Below are 18,784 nucleotides of genomic sequence, written 5' to 3'. Positions count from 1 at the left end.
CGCCCCGGTGCGCGATCCCGCCCTCACAGATGCAGCATCCGCATCAACTCCCCGCTCCGCACCCCCGTCGGCACCCCCGGCACCTCCTCCCCGGGCCGTACCCACCCGGCCCGTTCCGCCGCCGCGACCGCCGTGGCCTCCGCCTCGTCGGCCGCCGCGTTCAGGGAACGGTTCGCTCCCAGTTCCCCTGCCTTCGCGGCGGCCCCCGCCGCCTGCGCCGCCTTGAGGGCCGCTTCGCAGGCGGCGACGGCGAGTTCGCTGTCGCCGTCGTGGATCCGGGCCATGTCGGCGGCCTGCGCGGCGGACGCCGCGGCGTTCCGCGCGCAGCGCGAGTCCGCCGCCGGGTCGGGGGCGCTCTCGGCGAGCACGGCGACGGCCTGCGCGGACACCCGGGCCGCATGCGCCGCCTTCCAGACGACCTCCTCGCCCACGGCGGCCACCTCGACATCCCCGTCCGCCCGGGCCTCTCCGTCCGCCCCGGCACCCCCGTCCGGGCCCCGCCCCTCCCCGCGCCCCCGCTCGACGTACCGGCTCACAGCGGCAGCCCGCGCCGCAGCACTGCGCGCCCGAGCCGAGTGCCCCGCCCGCAGGGCCTCGTCGGCCGTGGCTCCGCCCGAAGCCTCATCCCGCCCGGATCCCCTCACGCCCCATCTCCTTCACGACTACGACGCCCTCCCGGGCGCCCCCTCACAGGAACCACCCCAACGCCTCGTCCACCGACCACACCTGCCAGCTCATCGCGAACAGCGCCACCGCCGAGATCAGTGCCATCATCAGGTTCTGTCCCTGCTCGGCCCAGTCGTGGATCATCAGGACGAGGTAGATCAGATTGAGCAGGAGGCCGCAGGCCAGCGCGATCGGCGTGAGGAAACCGGCGATGAGGCCGAGGCCCAGGGCCAGCTCCGCGTACGCGACGACGTAGGCCATCAGGCGGGGGCGCGGTTTCACCACGGTGTCGAAGCCGCGGCGCACGACCGGCCACCGGTGCTTCTCGGCGATGCCGGCCGCCCAGCCGATGCCCCCGCCGGTGAACCAGGTCTTCTTGTCCTTGTGCCGCCAGCTCTCCAGCCACCAGAGGCCGAGCCCGATCCGGAGGATCGCGAACCACTCCGCGCCGCTGAGCCAGATCGTCTGCATCGTGTGCCCTTCCCGCCCGGTGCCCGCGTGCTCCTGCCCGCCCGCACTTGTCTGACGATCCGTCAGTTCAGCGGAAGCCGGTCGAGACCGCAAGGCCTCGTGCGGCCCGGCCCCCCTGCCGTCCGGCCCGGCCCCCCTTGCCGTGCGGCCCGCCTCGCCATAGCCTCGATCTGATGGGTCGTCAGATTCGAGCCGGTCGGTCCGGCGGGCGGTGAGGGGACACAGCGTGAGCGGCAATGAGAGCGGCGCCAAGGACATCCCGAAGGTCATCCCGAAGGTCATCAGCGTGGACGATCACGTCATCGAGCCCGCGCACCTCTTCGCGACCTGGCTCCCGGGCAAGTACCGCGACCGGGGCCCGCAGCCCTTCACGGCGGGCATCGGCGAGCTGGCGTACGTGGGCGGGAAGTACCGCTTCACCACCGACCCGGAGGGCCAGCTCACGGACTGGTGGCGGTACGAGGACGAGATCTTCCCGTACAAGCGCATCATCGCCGCCGTCGGCTTCTCCCGGGACGAGATGACGCTCGACGGGATCACGCGCGAGCAGATGCGCCGCGGCTGCTGGGACCCCAAGGCGCGGCTCGCGGACATGGACATGAACCACGTCGAGGCCTCGCTCTGCTTCCCCACCTTCCCGCGCTTCTGCGGCCAGACCTTCGCGGAGGCCAAGGACAAGGAGGTCGGACTCGCCTGCGTCCGCGCGTACAACGACTGGATGGTCGAGGAGTGGTGCGGGGACAGCGGGGGGCGGCTCATCCCGCTCTGCCTGATCCCGCTGTGGGACGTGGACCTCGCCGTCGCGGAGATCGAGCGGAACGCGGCGCGCGGCGTGCGGGCCGTGACCTTCAGCGAGATCCCGACCTACCTGGGGCTGCCCTCGATCCACTGCGGGTACTGGGACCCGTTCTTCGCCGCCTGCGAGGAGACCGGGACGGTCGTGAACATGCACATCGGCTCGTCCTCGCAGATGCCCGCCGCCTCACCGGACGCGCCCCCCGCCGTCCAGGCCTCGCTGTCCTTCAACAACGCGATGGCCTCGATGATGGACTTCCTGTTCTCGGGGGTCCTGGTGAAGTTCCCCCGGCTCAAACTGGCCTACAGCGAAGGGCAGATGGGATGGATCCCGTACGCCCTGGAGCGCGCCGACGACGTCTGGGAGGAGCACCGGGCGTGGGGCGGCGTCAAGGACCTGATCCCCGAGCCGCCGTCGACGTACTACTACCGGCAGATCTTCTGCTGCTTCTTCCGGGACAAGCACGGCATCGAGGCCATCGAGACGGTCGGGGTGGACAACGCGACCTTCGAGACGGACTACCCCCACGTCGACTCCACCTGGCCGCACACGAAGCAGGTCGCGACCGACCACGTGGGCCACCTGCCCGAGGACGTGGCCTACAAGCTGTTGCGCGGCAACGCGATTCGTATGCTGGACCTGCCGTTTGACCAGGACCGGACGGCCGCGGCCACGGCCTGACACCGGGGCCGGCGACGCACCGTGCGGAGAGGCAGGCGGACCGGATGTCGCATTCCACCTCGGAGGGCCGTCCCGTCCCGGAGGGGCACCCCGCCGTGGAGGCCCTGACCACGCTCGCGCGGGCGTACGTGCGCCGGGCCCCGGGGACCCTCGGCAAGGCCGCGCTGGCCTCCCGGTTTCTGAACGCCCGCCTGCGGGAGCACCCGCGCCGCCGTGTGGTGGACGTCGACTTCGGGGCGCGGGGCGCGGACGGCGCGCCCGGGGCGCGGTTCGCCGTCGACACCCAGGACCTCATCCAGCGCTACCTCTACCTGTTCGGCTCGTGGGAGCCCCACATGACGCGGTGGCTGCGCGGCCGGCTCCGCCCGGGGGACACGTTCGTCGACGTCGGCGCCAACATCGGGTACTTCGCCGTGCTCGCCTCGCGGCTCGTCGGGCCGACGGGGCGCGTGGTGACGGTCGAGGCCTCGCCCGTGTTCCACGAGCGGCTGCTGCGGCAGGTCGCGCTGAACGCCTGCGGGAACGTCCGCGCGCTCAACGCCGCGGTGTCCGACCGGACGGAGCCGCTGACGTTCGTCCTCGCCAGCTCGCACAACATGGGAGCGAACAGCATCGTCCCTTACGACGGGCCCGCGGAGTCGACGTTCGACATCGAGGCCCGCCCGCTGCCCGACCTGCTCGACGACGAGGAGATCGCCACCGCCCGCGTGCTCAAGGTCGACGTGGAGGGCGCCGAGGGCGGCGTCGTCCGCGGCATGGCCCCGATCCTCGACCAGCTAAGCCCGGACGCCGAGGTGACCGTGGAGGTGACCCCGGACCGGATGCGCCAACTCGGCGAGTCGGCGGCGGAGTTGATGGAGACCATGCGCGAGCACGGCTTCCACGCCTACCGCATCGCCAACGAGTACGCCGTCGGGACCTACCCCGCTGCCCTGCGCGGCCCGGCCGCCGTGCCGGTCAGGCTGCGGGGGCCCGTGACCGAGGAGAGCGACCTGATCTTCTCGCGGGTCGACGCGGAGACGTTGTAGCTCGGTGGCTCGGCTCAGCAGTCCGGTTCGGTGGCTCGGTTCGGTAGCCCAGTCCAGCAGTCCGGTTCGGTAGCCGCTCAGCAGTCCCGCTCAGCAGCCCCGCTCAGTAGCGCCACTCGAAGTCGCCGAGCGCCCGCGCCCGCGCCTCCACCACCGCCATGCGCACGTCCCGCTCGGCGGCGGCCGTGTGCGCGGGCTGACTCGTCGCCTGGCCGGGCCACTTGCGGTAGAGCAGGCCCACCTCCGCGGAGAACCAGCCGCGCGAGACCGCGTTCAGGGCGAGGAGCAGGCCGGTGTCCTCCGAGGCCGGGAGCGCCATCCAGCCGCCGAGCGCGACGAGCAGGTCGCGGCGGACGAAGAGCGTCGCCGGATGGACTCGCGCGAGGTAGTCGTGCGTGGCCCAGTGGTCGAGCAGGGCCCGGCGTTCGATCGGCCCCTGCCCCGGGTCCCCGGGGAAGGCGACGGTCGTGCCGTCCGGTAACAGGTCGAGGACGCGGGACGTGGCCCACCCCAGCGTCGGATCGCCCTCCAGCGCGGCGAGGTCGCGGGCCAGCGCCCCGGGGGGAAGCTGGTCGTCGGCGTCCAGGACCTTGACGTAGGGGCCGTCCGCGTGCCCCAGGGCCAAGGTGCGGGCGACGCCGGGCCCCCCGGGGCGGCCTTGGCGGAACGTCACGCGGCCGTCGTCCGGGACGTGCGGGGCGACGTCCTCGCCGGTGCCGTCCTGCTGGATCACCCAGTGCCACTCCCAGCCCTCGGGAAGCCGCTGCGCGCGCAGGGACTCGTACGCACCCGTGAGGTACGGGGCGGAGGGGCCGTGGACTGCCGTGATGATGACGACGCGCCTGCGCACGGCACGCACCACCTTTCCGGGGAGCGGTGAAGGGGTGACGTACACCCCTCAACGAGATATTCGTCGACAGGGGTTCAGGTAGGGGGTAACAGGGGTTGCTTGTAGGTGGAACAGATCTTTTGTCGTTATCCGGTGCCGGTGCCGCGAGTTGCGCCATGAGATGAACTGCGAGAGGGGCCATCGGGCGCGCCGCGAGATGCGCCACCAGTATGGAAAGAGCTCTGCGATTCGACGCATTGACGCATTGCGGAGGGTGCAATGGCGGTAAACCCACAGGCCCACGAGAGCATGCAAGGGCCCGATCGCTGGCGACGGGGGATGCACCAGCGATCGGGCTGTGCCCAACCGTAACAAGCCTCCTTGCGTATGGGGAAGGAATGGGCCGGAGTTGGCCGGTTGTGAGCGGGATCACGCCTCGCGGCGCCCGGCGGAGAAAAGTGAACCGTCACCTTTCGCACGGCGGCGCGTAGGAGAGCCGGGGCAGATACTCCCGCCAATTCTGTGGCGTCAGGACACCCCGGGTGGTCGAGCAAATGCGGCGAATGGCCTCGTCGGTGTCCAGGTTCCACAATCGGACGGTATCCGTGCCGCTGGAAACTCCGAGCATGTGACCTTGAGGGCTGAACGACAGGAAACTGCCCGTCTTGGCGTTGGGGCTCATCGACTGGCCGATCGGGGCGGTCCGCGCGGGACGGCGCACGTCCCAGAGCCGGACCGTGTTGTCGTTGCCGCCGCTCGCCAGGGTGTGGCCGTCCTCGCTGAACGTCAGGGACACGAGCGCGTCGGTGTGGCCGGTCAGGGGCCGGCCGAGGGGGGTCGCGCGGCGCGGGTCGGTGATGTTCCAGAGCCGGACCGTGCTGTCGTCGCTGCCGCTGGCCAGGGTCCGGCCGTCCGGGCTGAGGGCGAGGGTGTTGACGGGGCCGAGGTGTCCGGTGAGGGGCTTGCCGAGCCGGGTGGCGCGGCGCGGGTCGGCCACGTCCCAGAGCCGGAGGGTGGCGTCCGAGCTGCCGCTGGCGAGCGTGCGGCCGTCGGGGCTGAAGGCGAGGTCGTTGACGTACCCCTTGTGGCCGGTGAGCGGGGCGCCGAGCGGGCGGGGGCGGGCCGGGTCGCTGACGTCCCACAGCCGGACGGTGCGGTCCTCGTAGGCGGTGGCGAGGACGCGCCCGTCCGGGCTGAAGGCCATCGCGGCGGCGAACCGGGTGCGCAGTTCGACGGCGGGGCCGTACGAGACGGGACGGGAGGGATCGCTGACGTTCCACAGCCGCACCGAGCGGGCTCCGGTGAGCACGGCGAGCGTGTCGCCGTCGGGGGAGAACGTCGGCGTGCGCACGGCGCCCGTCCCTGGCTTGAACGGTTTGCTCAGCGCCTCGGGCCGCTCGGGCCGCCGCACGTCCCACAGCCGGACCTTCTCGTCGCGCGCGGCGGTGGCGAGCACCTTCCCGTCGGGGCGGAACGAGCCGATGCGTCCGATCATGTCCGACGTCGGTATCGACCACAGGCGGACCTTGTTGTCGCCGCTGCCCGTCGCGAGCGTGTGGCCGTCGGGGCTGAACCCGAGGGCGTACACCTCCCCGCCGCTGCCCGCGAGGGGCTCGCCGACCTGCGAGGGGTGCGCCGGGTCGCGGACGTTCCACAGGCTCGCGGTGCTGTCCGCGCTGGCGGCCGCGAGCATGGTCCCCGCAGGGTTGAAGGCCACGGACCAGACGGGGCCGGTGTGGCCGGTCAGGGGCGCGCCGAGGGAGGTCGTGCGGCGCGGGTCGGTCACGTTCCAGAGCCGGACGGTGTTGTCCGAGCCGCCGCTGGCCAGGGTGCGGCCCTCGTGGTCGAACGCCACCGAGTGCACGGTGCCCGTGTGGCCGGTGAGGACCCGCCCGACCGGCTCCGGACGGCGCGGTTCCGCGGTGTCCCACAGCCGGATGGTGCCGTTGTCGCTCCCGGCCGCGAGGTTCCGCCCGTCGGGGCTGAACGCCACGGAGCGCACGGCGGCGGTGTGGCCGCCCAGGGTGCCGAGCGCCTCCGGGCGGTCGGGCCTGCGCACGTCCCACAGGCCGACGGTGCGGTCCTCGCTGGCGGAGGCGAGCGTGCGCCCGTCCGGGCTGAACGCGAGCAGGTAGACCGTGCCGCCGTGCCCGGTCACGGGGTCCCCCAGCGGGCGCGGAGCGCGCGGATCCCGTACGTCCCACAGCCGGATCGTGCCGTCGTCGGACGCGCTCGCGAGGGTGTCGCCGTCCGGGCTGAAGACCGCGGTGCTCACCCAGCTGTCGTGCCCGGTGAGCGGTTTGCCCAGGGGCTCGGGGCGGGACCGGTCGTGGACGTCCCACAGCCGGACGGTCCGGTCGTAGCTCGCGGTGGCGAGGAGCCGTCCGTCGGGGCTGAATGAAGTGAGGTAGACGGCGCCTCTGTGCCCGAGCAGCGGGGTGGCGAGGGGCGCGTTGACGATGGCGAGCAGCCGGTTCCTCGTCCCCTCGTCGTCCGGTCGCAGGCGGTGCGCGACCAGGCCGAGCTGGGCGGACAGCGACGGGTCCGTGGACTGGGCGCGGTCGGCCTCGGCGGTCACCTGCTCGAAGACCGCGTCGTTCCGCTCGGTCACCGCGTCGTTGCGCTGCTGCGAGGCGACCACCGCGGAGACGACGGCCACCAGCGCCAGGGCGACGAGGGCCGCCACCGCGCCCCGGCTGATCCACAGGATGCGCCGGCGCAGCCCTGCCGACGCCGCCAGGAACTCCGCGGCGCCGCGGGTCAGGAAGGTGTCACCGGCGGACTCCGCCCAGGCGCGCGCCCGCTCCAGGCGCGAACCCCGGTAGAGCAGGGCCGCGTCCCGCCCCGAGTCCTCCCAGGCCCGGCCGTCCTCCTCCAGGCGCTGGCGCAGCAGATGGTCGCCGCGGTCCTCGTCGATCCAGTCGCGCAGCCGCGGCCAGGCGTGCAGGAGCGCCTCGTGCGTGATCTCCACGGTGTCCGCGTCGAGGGTCACGAGCCGGGCGCGCACCAGCGCCTCCAGGGACTCCTCGGTCTTGTCGGGGTTCGTCGACTCCTCCGCCAGCTGCCGCCGCGTCCCGCGCCTGCGGGTCGCCTGGGTGTCCTCGCCGAGGTGGATGAGGCGCAGCAGCAGCAGCCGTGCGGCGGAGCGTGCCGCCGGGTCGAGCCTCGACCAGGCGCGCTCGGCGGTCGCCGCGACCGCGCCCTGGATGCCGCCCGCGGCGCGGTACCCGGCCAGCGTCAGCTTTCCCGTCTTGCGCCGCTGCCAGGTGGCGAGCAGGGCGTGGGAGAGGAGCGGCAGGACGCCCGCGCCGTGGGCCCCGCGCGGCCCGCCCGTGCTCACCTCCCGCACGATCAGCTCGGCGAGCCCGGGTTCGAGTTCGAGCCCGACGGCCTTGGCCGGACCGGTGACCGCGGTCCGCAGCTCCGTGGTGGTCAGCGGCCCGAGCACCATGTGCCGGTGCTGGAGGGCGTCGGCGAGCTCGGGATGGCCGAGGCACTCCTCGTAGAAGTCGGCGCGGACGCCGAGGACGACGAGGGCGGGGGCGTCGGGGTCGCTTGGGCCGCCGGGACCGCTTGGGTCGTCGGGGTCGGCGGGCGTGCAGGCGGCGTGCAGGAGCTGGATGAACGTACGCCGCTCGTCCTCGTCGGAACAGAGGGTGAAGGCTTCCTCGAACTGGTCGACGATGAGGACGGGGCGGGGGGCGGGGGACGGCGGGCGCTCGGCCGGGGAGGCGGTGTGGCGCTCTGTCCCGGCTGTCCCGGCTGCCCCGGCGGAGTCCTGGCGCTCGGCCTCCGTGGCTGTCTGCCGCTCGGCCCAGGCGGTGAGGGAGGCGCGCACGGCGCGGGCGAAGGGGGGCGTACCCCCCTCCACGCCCGCTATCGCGTCAGCGAGACCGGGTATGCGCCCGGTCAACTCACCGACCGGATCGGCTCCCGGCACGAGCTGCAGCACCGGCCCGCTGCCCTCCCCCGGCGCGCCGTTCTGCAAGGCGGGCACCAGCCCGGCGTTGAGCAGGGAGGACTTCCCCGCCCCCGAGGCGCCCACGACCATGACGAAGCCGCCCGACTTCTCGGCCGCGCGGAGCTGGGCGACGAGGGCCTCCGTGCTGCGCTCCCGGCCGAAGAACCACTGCGCGTCCTGCTCGCGGTACGAGGCGAGCCCGCGGTAGGGGCACACGGGGGGCACGGCCGGGATGTCGGTGGGGGTTCGCTCCTCGTTCTCGCCCGCGGCCCGGTCCCCGGCGGGGTCGGCGACGGAGAGCTCCCAGAGGCGCTGCCAGTGGGCGAGGTCGTACAGGCCGACGGACACGGGGGTGGGCCGCTTGCGCCGGGCTTCGGGGATGAGGACGTGCAGGACCGCGGCGAGGGCGGCGAAGTGGGCGGGCACGTTCCTGGCACGGCGCCAGTCGCTGATGCGCTGCGCGGACACCCGGACGGGCCGCCCGCGTTCGTCGACGCGCTGGAGCTGTCCGACCGCTTCGGCGACGCGTTTGAGAGGCGGATTTCCAGCCTCCTGATACAGCAGCGCGAGGCGTTCCGCGAAGGCCGTACGCGCCCCCGAGTCGGACCCCAAGCCTTCCACCCCTCACTTCCGCCGCACCTGGCCATCCGGACCGGAAAACTCACTCTATACGCCTGACCTGCGGCGACGTGGGCCGGACGATACCGGAAGCTCCTCAGCCGGACCCTCAACTGGCAGGATCGCGGCGCAGTAGCGAACCAACCGCGAGGCGTCAGGGCAGGCCACCGGGCCCGGCGCCGGGAGAGGTGACGCATGGCGCTGCACTCTCGTGGCTGGTTTTCGCCGGAGTTATAAGCGGTGGCGCGGGTTCCGGTACACGGACTCGCCGGACGCGTGGAGCGGCCACACCCGTACCGCTGTCACGTCGATCGCGACGCCGGACCCACATCGACCCACGCCGCTCCGGCGTGGGTCGACGCCGCCCGCCTCGTCAGGTACCGGTCCCCACGAGGGGAGGGACCGGTACCGATACGGTGCGGCGGCCCCTGCCGGTACGCCGGTCAGGCGCCGCCGCCACCGAGGCCGTCGAGCCAGTCGTTCAGCCGCGCGCCCTGCCCGACCATCACATCCGGGTCGCGGAGGGCGTTGGCCAGCAGGGACATGCCCTGGTACGCGCCCACGAAGGCGAGCGCGAGCCCACCCGGGTCGGGCAGCCCCAGCTCCCGGAACTGCCGCTCGGCCCAGTCGACCAACTGCCGGACGACCTTGCCCGCCTCCTCGTCCAGACCACCCTCGGCCCGCTTGTCGAGCTCCACGGCCAGGGTGCCGGTGGGGCAGCCGTACCGCGCCGTGGTGTCCCGCCGCTCGACCCACATCCCGACCAGCGCCTTGAGCCGCGCCAGCGGATCGGGCAGCGCGTCGAGCCCCTCGGTGACCGCGGCGAGGTGCCCGGAGTGCTCCGCGAGCGCGGCCTGGACCAGCTCGTCCTTGGTCTTGAAGTAGTAGTAGACGTTCCCGACGGGCACGTCGGCGGCGGCCGCGATGTCGGCGATGGTGGTGCGCTCCACGCCTTGCTGATGCAGGACCTGAGCGGCGGCGGCCATGAGCCGCTGCCGCTTCCCGGCACCGCGGACCTTCTTTGAGTCAGTCACCTGACTAACTATAGACAGCGGCCGGGACCACCGTGCTAGCGTCCTTCTGAGTCAGCCAACTAACTAACTAACTGGCTGGCTGACTAACTGGCTGGCTACTCAGCTGGCTGACCACCCGACTACCCAACTGACATCGACTCGGGGAGTGGACATGATCGTGGTGACCGGAGCGACGGGAAACGTCGGACGATCGCTGGTGCGGACGCTCGCGGCGGCGGGCGAGAAGGTCCGGGCGACGTCCCGGGGGATCGCGGGGCGGGACGTGCCGGAGGGCGTCGACTGGCGCCGGGCGGACCTGGCCGACACCGAGACCCTGCGGCCGGTGTTCGACGGCGCGAGGGCCCTGTTCCTGCAGAACGGCGGCGCGGGCGCGCACCTGCTCGACGTGGGGGACATCCTCGGCGCGGCGGCGGCGGGCGGCGTGGAGCGGGTGGTGCTGCTGTCGTCCCAGGGCGTGGTGACCCGGCCGGACTCGCCGTCGCACGGCGTGCTGATGCGGTCGATCGAGGACGCGGTGCGGCGGTCGGGCCTGGAGTGGACGATCCTGCGCCCCGGCGGGTTCGCGTCCAATACCTACGCCTGGGCCGATTCGGTACGTACGTCACGTACCGTCGCGGCGCCCTTCGGCGACGTCGGCCTGCCGGTCGTCGACCCGGCGGACATCGCGGAGGTGGCCGCGGCGGCGCTGCGCGACCCCGCCCACGCGGGCCACGTCCACGAACTCACGGGCCCGGCCCCCATCACCCCCCGCGAACAGGCCGAGGCGATCGCCGAGGCCCTCGGCGAGCCCGTCCACTTCACCGAACAGACCCACGAACAGGCCCGCGCCCAACTGCTCCACTTCATGCCGGCCCCCGTGGTCGACACGACCCTCGCCATCCTCGGCACCCCGACCCCCGCCGAGACCCGCGTCAGCCCGGACATCGAGCGGGTCCTGGGCCGTGCGCCGCGGGCGTACGGGGAGTGGGCGCGGCGGAATGAGGCCGCTTTCCGCTGAGGTGCCCGCCGGGGCCCGTGCGGGACGGCCCACCGCCTGGGCGGCGGCTGGCCGGAGACGGTGGTGCGGGCGACCTCGGCTCGCCGTCCTCCCGGGGGCGCTGCGGGGGCGTGGGCGAGGAAGTCCCGGGTGGCGCCGGTGAAGGTGATCCTCCCCTCGGTGAGAACGGTGACGTGGTCGGCCACCGGAGAGCTGCCTGGTCCGCACGTCGGCCCTGTCTGCGAGCTGGACCCGGTCGAGTCACAGGGAGCGGCGGGCGCGGGTCAGAGCGACCAGGCCGCCGACGAAGACGATCACGCAGAGCGCGAGGGCGAGGACGTGGGTGGGGGCGTGCAGGGTCACGGCCCAGGGCCAGGGGCGGTGGAAGTCCGCGTAGCCGAGGAAGATGACCGCGAACACCCACCCGACGGGAGCCGCCGTCGCGGCCTTCGGGTGCGCCGCCTGGGCGAGGAGCATGAGGCCGGTGAGGAACGCGGTGTTGCGGCCGACCGCCGTCGCCTCGTCGGAACCGGCGAGGGCACCGACGACGAGGCCCGCCACGGCGCTGGTCAGCACGGTCGCGGTGACCAACAACGCGTCCAGGCGGCCCAGGGCGCGCGTGGTCACCACCTCGGCTTCGACGAGCCGCTGGTCCAGGCTGTGGGCGAGCGCCGAGGTGATCACGAGCGGGACGATCTGCATGAGGAACACCCGGTTTCCGCCCGCGCTCAGCACGCCGGGCAGCTCGACGGCCCGGTCGTGGGCCACGGCGACGATCAACGTGAACGCGGCCGTGCCCGGGACCAGCGCGGGCAGCAGGCGGCGGGCCTTGATCCACCAGATCATCGCCCGGCTCCCTGATCGACGAGACGACAGGCCTTCGCCTGCTCCTCGTGGAACCACGTCGCCTGTCGCGCGGCGGGGAGCTTCAGGGCGTCGCCCGCGCGTTCCGTCACCTTCGCCAGAACCTGGCGCGGGTTCTGGAAGACGCCGCCGTACTCGCCCCTGCGCCACGCCAGGTAGGGCTTGTCGGCATCGACGACCGTGGCGGCCCACAGCATCGCGGCGTCGCGGTTGACGACGTAGTCGGTCGGGGCGCCTTCCTCGAACGTCTCCGGGAAGGCACAGGGGAAGGTGACGCCGGTGCGCAGGACGGCGTAGCGGATGGCGGTCATTCCCCCGCCGAGGTCGCCGGCTTGCCGGGACAGCGGCAGCCACCACGTGGTGGGCGACGCCTGCTTCCGGTTCCGGCCGTTCAGCAGGCTGTCGGACACCGTGTCGGGCATGCGCACGCGCACTCCGGCCGCGCGGAGCCCCGCCACCGACTTCACGATCTCCCCGCGCACCTGGTCGAGTTTCCCGACCGCGCCGCCCGTCTCGGCCATGCACACGCGAGGAGCGCTGCCGGTGCAGCGCGCGGCGGCGTGCCCCGCGCTGACGGGGCCGTCCGCGATCGCCCACCCTGACGCGACGTCGGCGCACGACGCCATGACCGCCACGGCCGCGACTCCCGCGGCGCCGCGAACCGCCCACTGCCGCCCGGGTGTCGTGCGGACCCACCAGGCGCCCACGCCGACCGCCGGCGCCACGACGAACAGGAGGGGAACAAGCAGGCTGGTGGCGCCGTACTCCTCACCGAACGCCAGGGATGTGTCCAACTGCCCGGAGGCGTGCCGGGGCCACACCGGGTCGTCGTACTTCACGGTCTCGGCGATCACGTAGAACACGGCGACGGCGGCCAACGGGGCTGAGATCAACCGCGGGGTGAGGTGCCCGAGCGCACAGCCGAACACGGCGTACGCGCACACGATGACCATCGCCATGAGCAGGGGCGCCAGTGCCGCCGGGGTCGGCAGGAGCCGGGTCTCGATCAGGCGCATCACCACCGGCAGCACCAGCACCAGCCAGCCCGCGCCGACGACGGGCAGCAGTGTGTGAGCGGCCACGCGGTACCGCGACCGGCCGGGGGCGAGCTGCCACACCCCGTCCCTCCGCAGCCGTCCCCCCTCCCACACCGCGAGCCCGATGGTGATGGCGTAGGCGAACACATAGAAGTAGGACAGGGCCAGCTGCACCTGCTCGGGAGCCCACAGCGGACCCGCGATGACCTCCTCGTACGGGACGTCGAAGTGCAGGGCGTAGAAGTAGTAGAAGCCGATGATGCCGAGCCAGATCGGTGCGGTCCACACGGCAGGGGTGGTGCGCAGCCGGGTACGGAGGTTCAAGGCGCCAGGCCCCGGCCGGTCTTGGAGACGTCGACGTGCCCCTTCTCCACCGGCACCTGCGCGGGGGTGCTCGCCGTGCGAGGACTGGCGAGTGCTCCGGTGGTACGGGTGAGGATGCGACGGCTGGTCGTGGCAGTGGACATGGTCCTGGGGTTCCCCCTCCAAGAACGGTGGTCGGGCACGGCGGTGAACCGCACGCCTCGTGAGCGCGACGGCGTTGTGCCCGTTCAGTGAAGATCACTCAAGCAGGTGTTCATGTCGCGCGCCGTGGTGGAGGCCATGCTTCCGCGCTCGTCGCGCCTCAGGGCCTGGGCCAGGAGGTTCGGCTGACGCACCGTCTCTTATTGCACATATATTGCAGATACTGAACTCTTGCAGAAGGAGCTGTGCGGTGGCCGGACCCGTGGTCCTGGGAATCGAGTCGTCCTGCGACGAGACCGGCGCGGGCATCGTGCGCGACGGCGAGCTGCTCGCGCACGTGGTGGCGTCGAGCATGGACGAGCACGCGCGGTTCGGCGGGGTCGTGCCCGAGATCGCGGCCCGCGCGCACCTGCACTCCTTCACCCCCGTCGTGCGCCAGGCCCTGGACCAGGCGGGCCTGCGCCTCGCCGAGGTCGACGCGGTCGCCGTCACCACGGGACCCGGCCTCTCGGGCGCGCTGCAGGTGGGCCTGGCCGGTGCCAAGTCCCTCGCCTACGCCGCCGGGGTCCCGCTGTACGGGGTGCACCACCTGGCCGGGCACGTGGCCGCGGACACCCTGGAGCACGGCCCGCTGCCCGAGCCGTGCGTGGTGCTGATCGTCTCGGGCGGCCACACCTCGCTGCTTCTCGTGCGGGACCTGGTGCGCGAGCCGATCCTGCACCTGGGCGACACCCTCGACGACGCCGCCGGTGAGTGCTTCGACAAGGTCGCAAGGATCCTCGGCCTGCCCTACCCGGGCGGTCCCGCGATCGACCGCGCGGCGCGGGACGGCGACCCGCGGGCCGTGGCCTTCCCCCGCCCGCTCACCCGGCCCGGCGACGATCCGTACGCCTTCTCCTTCTCCGGGCTCAAGACGGCCGCCGCGCGCTGGGTGGAGCAGCACCGCCTGCGCGGCGAGGAGGTGCCCGTGGCCGACGGTGCCGCAGCGCTCCAGGAGGCCGTCGCGGACGTCCTGACCCGCAAGGCCCTCGCGGCCTGCCGCGCGTACGACGTGCGGACGCTGATCGTGGTGGGCGGCGTGGCGGCGAACTCGCGGGTGCGGGCCCTGGCGGAGGAGCGGTGCGCCGCGGCCGGGATCGAACTGCGCGTGCCGCGCGTGACGTTGTGCACCGACAACGGCGCGATGATCGCGGCCGTCGGCGACCAGCTCGTGCGCGCCGGTGCCGAGCCCGCGCCGCTGGACGTGTCCATCGACCCGTCGGCACCGCTGGCGTACGCCTCACTGAACCCGCTGGCCGCGTCACCGGCGCAGGCCGCCTGACGCCACCGGCGCGCGGCCCTCCACTCAGCTCTGCGCACCGCCATGGGCGCCCGCGAGGGCCTCCACCCCAACCTCGACTACCCGGCCGGTCTCGCCTACCACCTGATGGGCTTCGACATCCCGTCTTCACACCCGTCTTCGTGATGAGCCGCATCACCGGATGGACCGCCCACATCACGGAGCAGCTCGCCCACAACGCACTGATCCGCCCTTTCGCCTCCTACGCGGGGCCGGGCCAGAGGCGGGTGCCGACGGCTCCGTAGCGCGCCGACGCAGTCTCCGGGGCACGTCCCTGGTGCGGATCGCGACGCACGCGGACCGGAGATCAGGAACCTGCGTGATACCGAGCGCCACGAACTGATCACGGCCGGGACCGACCGGGTCGCGCCGGGCAGGAGCGGCGTTCGCCTCAGGCCGTGGTCGTCGGATCGGAGCCTTCGGTGGCGCGGCGGTACTCGGCGTTGAGGCGTTGGGCTTCTTCGAGCTGGTCCTCGAGGATGACGATCCGGCAGGCGGCCTCGATCGGGGTGCCCTGGTCGACGAGCTCGCGCGCGCGGGCCGCGATCCGCAGTTGGTAGCGGGAGTAGCGGCGGTGCCCGCCCTCGGAGCGCAGGGGGGTGATCAGCCGCGCCTCGCCGATGGCGCGCAGGAAGCCGGGGGTGGCGCCGATCATCTCGGCGGCCCGTCCCATGGTGTAAGCGGGGTAGTCGTCGTCATCGAGACGCCCCAGCGAGCTGTCTGCTGTCATTTCACCTCTCTGCGGAACGCGTGGAGGGGCCCTGGTGCCGTACGGCACCAGGGCCCCGAAGGAACTACTACACCATCTGCCGACCATGATGCCGCGTCGGCCTTCTGTTTCCGCATGACCGTCCGGAATGCCGACGGAAGTGCGGGGATCGCGGATGCGTGACCGGAGACCACCTGCCTATCGATGTCCTGCGGTACCCGGGCTCAGTCTTGCGCCCGGGCGATCCTGATGGCGATCGATTCCTCCGTTCTTCCCTCTGAATCATTCACTCTCTTGCTCTTGCTTGTGGCAGCCCTTGATCCTCCCGGGCCACCCGGTCCGGTGGTCAGTCCCGTCGCCCTCGTGCACAGTCCTGGCTCCGAAACTCCACCACCGCACCGTGATGCGTGTGCTGCTGCCCGGCAGTTCGTGTCTGCCGGGCCTCATTCGATCTCGGCTACAAGAGAGACCTTAGCCAAGCGAGGCCCCAATGTCTACTCCGGCGAGGTTAGATTTTTGGATGACTGAAGATGAGGTAATCCTCCTCACCGACGTGGGGATGGGTGAGGAGGGTCGACTCAGGGATGGCTGAGGAGGAGGCCGGGCCTGCCTCGATATGACTGGGTCCGGCACGCAGTGAGGGCCCGACCGGTCGTGCCGGTCGGGCCCTCACTGCTGTTCTGGTGGCGTCGCTGTTCTGGTGGCGTCTCGCGCCTGCCCTCGTCGCTCAGGCCACGTTGGTCCCCAGCATGGCGGAGGCCCGCTGGAGCGGGCTGAGCGTGAGCGCGGGCGCGGGCGCGGCCGTCGGGGCCGTACGGCAGGTGAACCCGAGCCGGGTCATCGCACGGACGACCTCGCCGGCGCTGAAGTCGCGGCGGTCCTGGCGGGTGATCACCTGGCCGACCTGCTTGACGGGGTACTGGCGCCGCCCGATGATCACCGACTCACCGGTGACCGGCTCGGGCGTGACCCCTTTCATCGATTCCAGCACGCCGGCCTTGGTCAGCTCGAAGGGGAAGCGGGCGATGACGCAACGCATGAGACCTCACAAGGAGAGAGGGAGGGGAAGGGGGGAGCGAGAGAGGGGGAGCGGGGCGACCGTGGGAAACCACGTGCTTCAGCGGGCGCGGCCGAGGGCGGCCAGGGGAGATGGCCCGCTGCCCCCGCCGATGTCACACAGCCGCATCCGGTCCGTGTATCCGGAGCTGTCACGGACGGCGGTGAGCCGGGCCAGGGTGATCAGGCCGGTCCGCATGCCGTCCTCGTCGCAGATGAGCAGGTGCCTGACCCGGGCGCCGGCCATGACGGACAGCGCGACCTCGACCGTCATGTCGTCCCAGACCCGCGGCCCGGCTTCCTGCGCGGCGTGGACCATCGCCGTGTGCGTGGAGTCGGCGTTCGCCGGGTGGAGCTGCGTCTGAACCAGCGTCAAGAGATGTCTCCTTCAAAGAGGGATCAGCTTCCTGGTCACGAAGGTGCTAGGCCGCGTTCTCGACAGGGGGCTGCTGCACGGACGCGCGCCGACTCGCTGAACCGGGACGGCGACGGCCACGGGAGGCGCTGCCGCGCTTGGGGCGTTCGACCAGCGGTGCGGTGATGACGACCGGAATTCCGGAGGGAGTCCGGGCGCCGGTGATGCGGTGCAGTTCCGGCTCGCCGGAGCGGACCGCGGTGACCTGCGGGCGGATCCCGGCGTCCGACATGAGCCGGAGCATGCCTCGGCGCTGGCTCGGCGTGACGAGGGTGACGACGCTGCCGGACTCGCCGGCGCGGGCGGTACGGCCGCCGCGGTGGAGGTAGTCCTTGTGGTCGGTCGGAGGGTCGACGTTGACCACGAGGTCGAGGTTGTCGACGTGGATGCCGCGGGCGGCGACATTCGTGGCGACGAGCACGGTGACGTGCCCGGTCTTGAACTGATCCAGGGTGCGGGTGCGCTGCGGCTGTGACTTCCCGCCGTGCAGCGCCGCGGCGCGCACGCCGCTGTTGAGCAGATCCTGAGTCAGCCGGTCGACGGCGTGTTTGGTGTCCAGGAACATGATCACGCGGCCGTCGCGGGCGGCGATCTCGGCGGTGGCGGCGTGCTTGTCGGCGCCCTGGACATGCAGGACGTGGTGCTCCATCGTCGTGACCGCCCCGGCCGACGGGTCGACCGAGTGGACGACAGGGTCGGTCAGGTAGCGGCGCACCAGGAGGTCGACGTTGCGGTCCAGCGTGGCGGAGAACAGCATGCGCTGCCCCTCGGGGCGCACCTGGTCGAGCAGCGCGGTGACCTGTGGCATGAAGCCCATGTCCGCCATCTGGTCGGCTTCGTCCAGCACGATGACGCCGACCTGGTCCAGCCGGCACGCACCACGGTCGATGAGGTCCTTGAGACGGCCCGGGGTCGCCACCACGATCTCGGCTCCGCCGCGCAGCGCGCCGGCCTGCCGACCGATCGACACCCCGCCGACGACCGTGGCCAGGCGAAGCCTGACGGAGCGGGCGTACGGAGTGAGCGCGTCGGTCACCTGCTGGGCGAGCTCGCGGGTGGGGACGAGGATCAGCCCCAGTGGTTGGCGGGGCTCGGCGCGCCGGCCGGCGACGCGGGAGAGCAGGGCGAGCCCGAAGGCGAGGGTCTTGCCGGAGCCGGTGCGCCCACGGCCCAAGATGTCACGGCCTGCGAGGGAGTTCGGCAGCGTCGCGCCCTGGATCGGGAACGGGACGGTGACGCCCTGTCTGCCGAGTTCGGCCAGCAACTGGGCGGACATGTCGAGATCGGCGAAGCTCTCCACAGCGGGAAGCGCGGCAGTGATCGTCGTGGGGAGCGCGAACTCACCCTGTGGCGCAGCGGTCCTACGGCCGTGACCGCCGGGCCGGTGCGATCCGCCGGACCGGTGCGATCCGCCCGAACGTCGCGGGGACGACGATCCGAAGTGGCGCCCACCCTTTCCGGCATCGGCACCGCCCTTACGGGCGCGGGTGAGGCGGTCATTCGTGCGTGTGCGGTTCATACGGGACTCTTCCTCGATGCGGTGCATGTCAAGGAATTCCCGCAAGGATGAGCGGTGCAGAGAATTACAAGAATGGACCGATGGTGAACGGCAGTGAATCCGGCCGCCGGAGAGAATGCGCGGGCGCAGATCCTGAAATGGATGATGTGGCGAGGGCGCGGGATCCGGGGGCCCGGTTTCAGGGCGTGAAGCGATGTGCCCGTCCCCGTCCGGCCGGCCGCCGGGGCTGCGGCTGCGGATCTCGCCCGCTGCGGATCTCGCCAAGGGGGGATCCGCGGGTGGAGCCGGTGCGGAAAAACCATGCAGCTGCGGCCCGCACC

16 protein-coding genes and 1 pseudogene are annotated in these 18,784 nt (G+C 72.3%); 5 read left to right on the top strand and 12 right to left on the bottom strand.

The window, feature by feature from the left end; translation table 11 throughout:
* Positions 1–23: 23 nt before the first annotated feature.
* Both QUY26_RS17950 and QUY26_RS17945 read right to left on the bottom strand, forming a co-directional pair.
* A complete protein-coding gene (locus QUY26_RS17950; RefSeq protein ID WP_289947857.1) occupies positions 24–644 on the bottom strand; it encodes a hypothetical protein in 621 nt (206 codons plus the stop codon).
* 43 nt (positions 645–687) lie between these two features.
* Positions 688–1,137 (bottom strand): DoxX family membrane protein, encoded by a 450-nt coding sequence (locus QUY26_RS17945; RefSeq protein ID WP_289947853.1) that lies wholly within the window; start codon positions 1,135–1,137, stop codon positions 688–690.
* 226 nt (positions 1,138–1,363) lie between these two features.
* Between QUY26_RS17945 and QUY26_RS17940 the strand changes: the two genes are divergently transcribed.
* Both QUY26_RS17940 and QUY26_RS17935 read left to right on the top strand, forming a co-directional pair.
* Positions 1,364–2,614, top strand: a complete 1,251-nt coding sequence (locus QUY26_RS17940) for an amidohydrolase family protein (RefSeq protein ID WP_289947851.1) — start codon at positions 1,364–1,366, stop codon at positions 2,612–2,614.
* Positions 2,615–2,658: 44 nt separating this feature from the next.
* The gene (locus QUY26_RS17935; RefSeq protein WP_289947848.1) at positions 2,659–3,642 is read left to right on the top strand and encodes an FkbM family methyltransferase; all 984 of its coding nucleotides are present in this window, start codon (positions 2,659–2,661) and stop codon (positions 3,640–3,642) included.
* 103 nt (positions 3,643–3,745) lie between these two features.
* Here QUY26_RS17935 and QUY26_RS17930 read toward each other — a convergent pair whose 3' ends face one another.
* From QUY26_RS17930 to QUY26_RS17920, 3 genes are all read right to left on the bottom strand, one after another.
* On the bottom strand, positions 3,746–4,492 hold the full coding sequence (locus QUY26_RS17930) for a glycosyltransferase family 2 protein (RefSeq protein WP_289947847.1): 747 nt from the start codon (positions 4,490–4,492) through the stop codon (positions 3,746–3,748).
* Between the two features lie 445 nt (positions 4,493–4,937).
* Entirely contained in the window at positions 4,938–9,053 is a 4,116-nt protein-coding gene (locus tag QUY26_RS17925) for a WD40 repeat domain-containing protein (protein WP_289947845.1), read from the bottom strand.
* Between the two features lie 440 nt (positions 9,054–9,493).
* Complete coding sequence (locus QUY26_RS17920) at positions 9,494–10,084, bottom strand: TetR/AcrR family transcriptional regulator (RefSeq protein ID WP_436840355.1); 591 nt, start codon at positions 10,082–10,084, stop codon at positions 9,494–9,496.
* Positions 10,085–10,235: 151 nt separating this feature from the next.
* Between QUY26_RS17920 and QUY26_RS17915 the strand changes: the two genes are divergently transcribed.
* Complete coding sequence (locus tag QUY26_RS17915; RefSeq protein ID WP_289947843.1) at positions 10,236–11,081, top strand: SDR family oxidoreductase; 846 nt, start codon at positions 10,236–10,238, stop codon at positions 11,079–11,081.
* 240 nt (positions 11,082–11,321) lie between these two features.
* Here the strand turns inward: QUY26_RS17915 and QUY26_RS17910 are convergent, their stop codons facing one another.
* From QUY26_RS17910 to QUY26_RS17900, 3 genes are read right to left on the bottom strand one after another with little or no spacing between them, the layout of a single operon-like run.
* Positions 11,322–11,906: a hypothetical protein gene (locus QUY26_RS17910; RefSeq protein WP_289947840.1), complete on the bottom strand. Its 585-nt coding sequence runs from the start codon at positions 11,904–11,906 to the stop codon at positions 11,322–11,324.
* Positions 11,903–13,285: a hypothetical protein gene (locus QUY26_RS17905; protein WP_289947838.1), complete on the bottom strand. Its 1,383-nt coding sequence runs from the start codon at positions 13,283–13,285 to the stop codon at positions 11,903–11,905. The genes QUY26_RS17910 and QUY26_RS17905 overlap by 4 nt, the downstream gene beginning before the upstream one ends.
* The gene (locus tag QUY26_RS17900) at positions 13,282–13,428 is read right to left on the bottom strand and encodes a hypothetical protein (protein ID WP_289947837.1); all 147 of its coding nucleotides are present in this window, start codon (positions 13,426–13,428) and stop codon (positions 13,282–13,284) included. Before QUY26_RS17900 ends, QUY26_RS17905 begins: the two co-directional genes overlap by 4 nt.
* Before the next feature lie 260 nt (positions 13,429–13,688).
* Here QUY26_RS17900 and tsaD point away from each other — a divergent pair, with 260 nt between their 5' ends.
* Positions 13,689–14,747, top strand: a complete 1,059-nt coding sequence (tsaD, locus tag QUY26_RS17895) for a tRNA (adenosine(37)-N6)-threonylcarbamoyltransferase complex transferase subunit TsaD (protein ID WP_289955808.1) — start codon at positions 13,689–13,691, stop codon at positions 14,745–14,747.
* Positions 14,748–14,753: 6 nt separating this feature from the next.
* Positions 14,754–15,010, top strand: a pseudogene (locus tag QUY26_RS17890) (citrate/2-methylcitrate synthase); the annotation flags it as partial.
* Between the two features lie 146 nt (positions 15,011–15,156).
* On the opposite strand, the gene QUY26_RS17885 reads toward QUY26_RS17890, so the two are convergent.
* The 4 genes from QUY26_RS17885 to QUY26_RS17870 form a co-directional block, all read right to left on the bottom strand.
* Positions 15,157–15,495 carry a MerR family transcriptional regulator gene (locus QUY26_RS17885; protein ID WP_289947835.1) on the bottom strand — a complete coding sequence of 113 codons (339 nt, stop codon included), beginning with the start codon at positions 15,493–15,495 and terminating at the stop codon, positions 15,157–15,159.
* A gap of 706 nt (positions 15,496–16,201) precedes the next feature.
* Positions 16,202–16,513, bottom strand: coding sequence for an SCO5918 family protein (locus tag QUY26_RS17880; protein WP_289947834.1), 312 nt, complete (start codon positions 16,511–16,513; stop codon positions 16,202–16,204).
* Positions 16,514–16,591: 78 nt separating this feature from the next.
* Positions 16,592–16,906, bottom strand: coding sequence for a CBS domain-containing protein (locus QUY26_RS17875; protein WP_289947831.1), 315 nt, complete (start codon positions 16,904–16,906; stop codon positions 16,592–16,594).
* Positions 16,907–16,952: 46 nt separating this feature from the next.
* Positions 16,953–18,464 (bottom strand): DEAD/DEAH box helicase, encoded by a 1,512-nt coding sequence (locus QUY26_RS17870; protein ID WP_289947829.1) that lies wholly within the window; start codon positions 18,462–18,464, stop codon positions 16,953–16,955.
* Positions 18,465–18,784 lie beyond the last annotated feature (320 nt).

This window comes from Streptomyces flavofungini (assembly GCF_030388665.1).
In the GTDB taxonomy this organism is placed as follows: Bacteria; Actinomycetota; Actinomycetes; order Streptomycetales; family Streptomycetaceae; genus Streptomyces; species Streptomyces flavofungini_A.
Note: the sequence above shows the minus strand (reverse complement) of the source record. Positions and strands in the feature narration are given on the sequence as shown.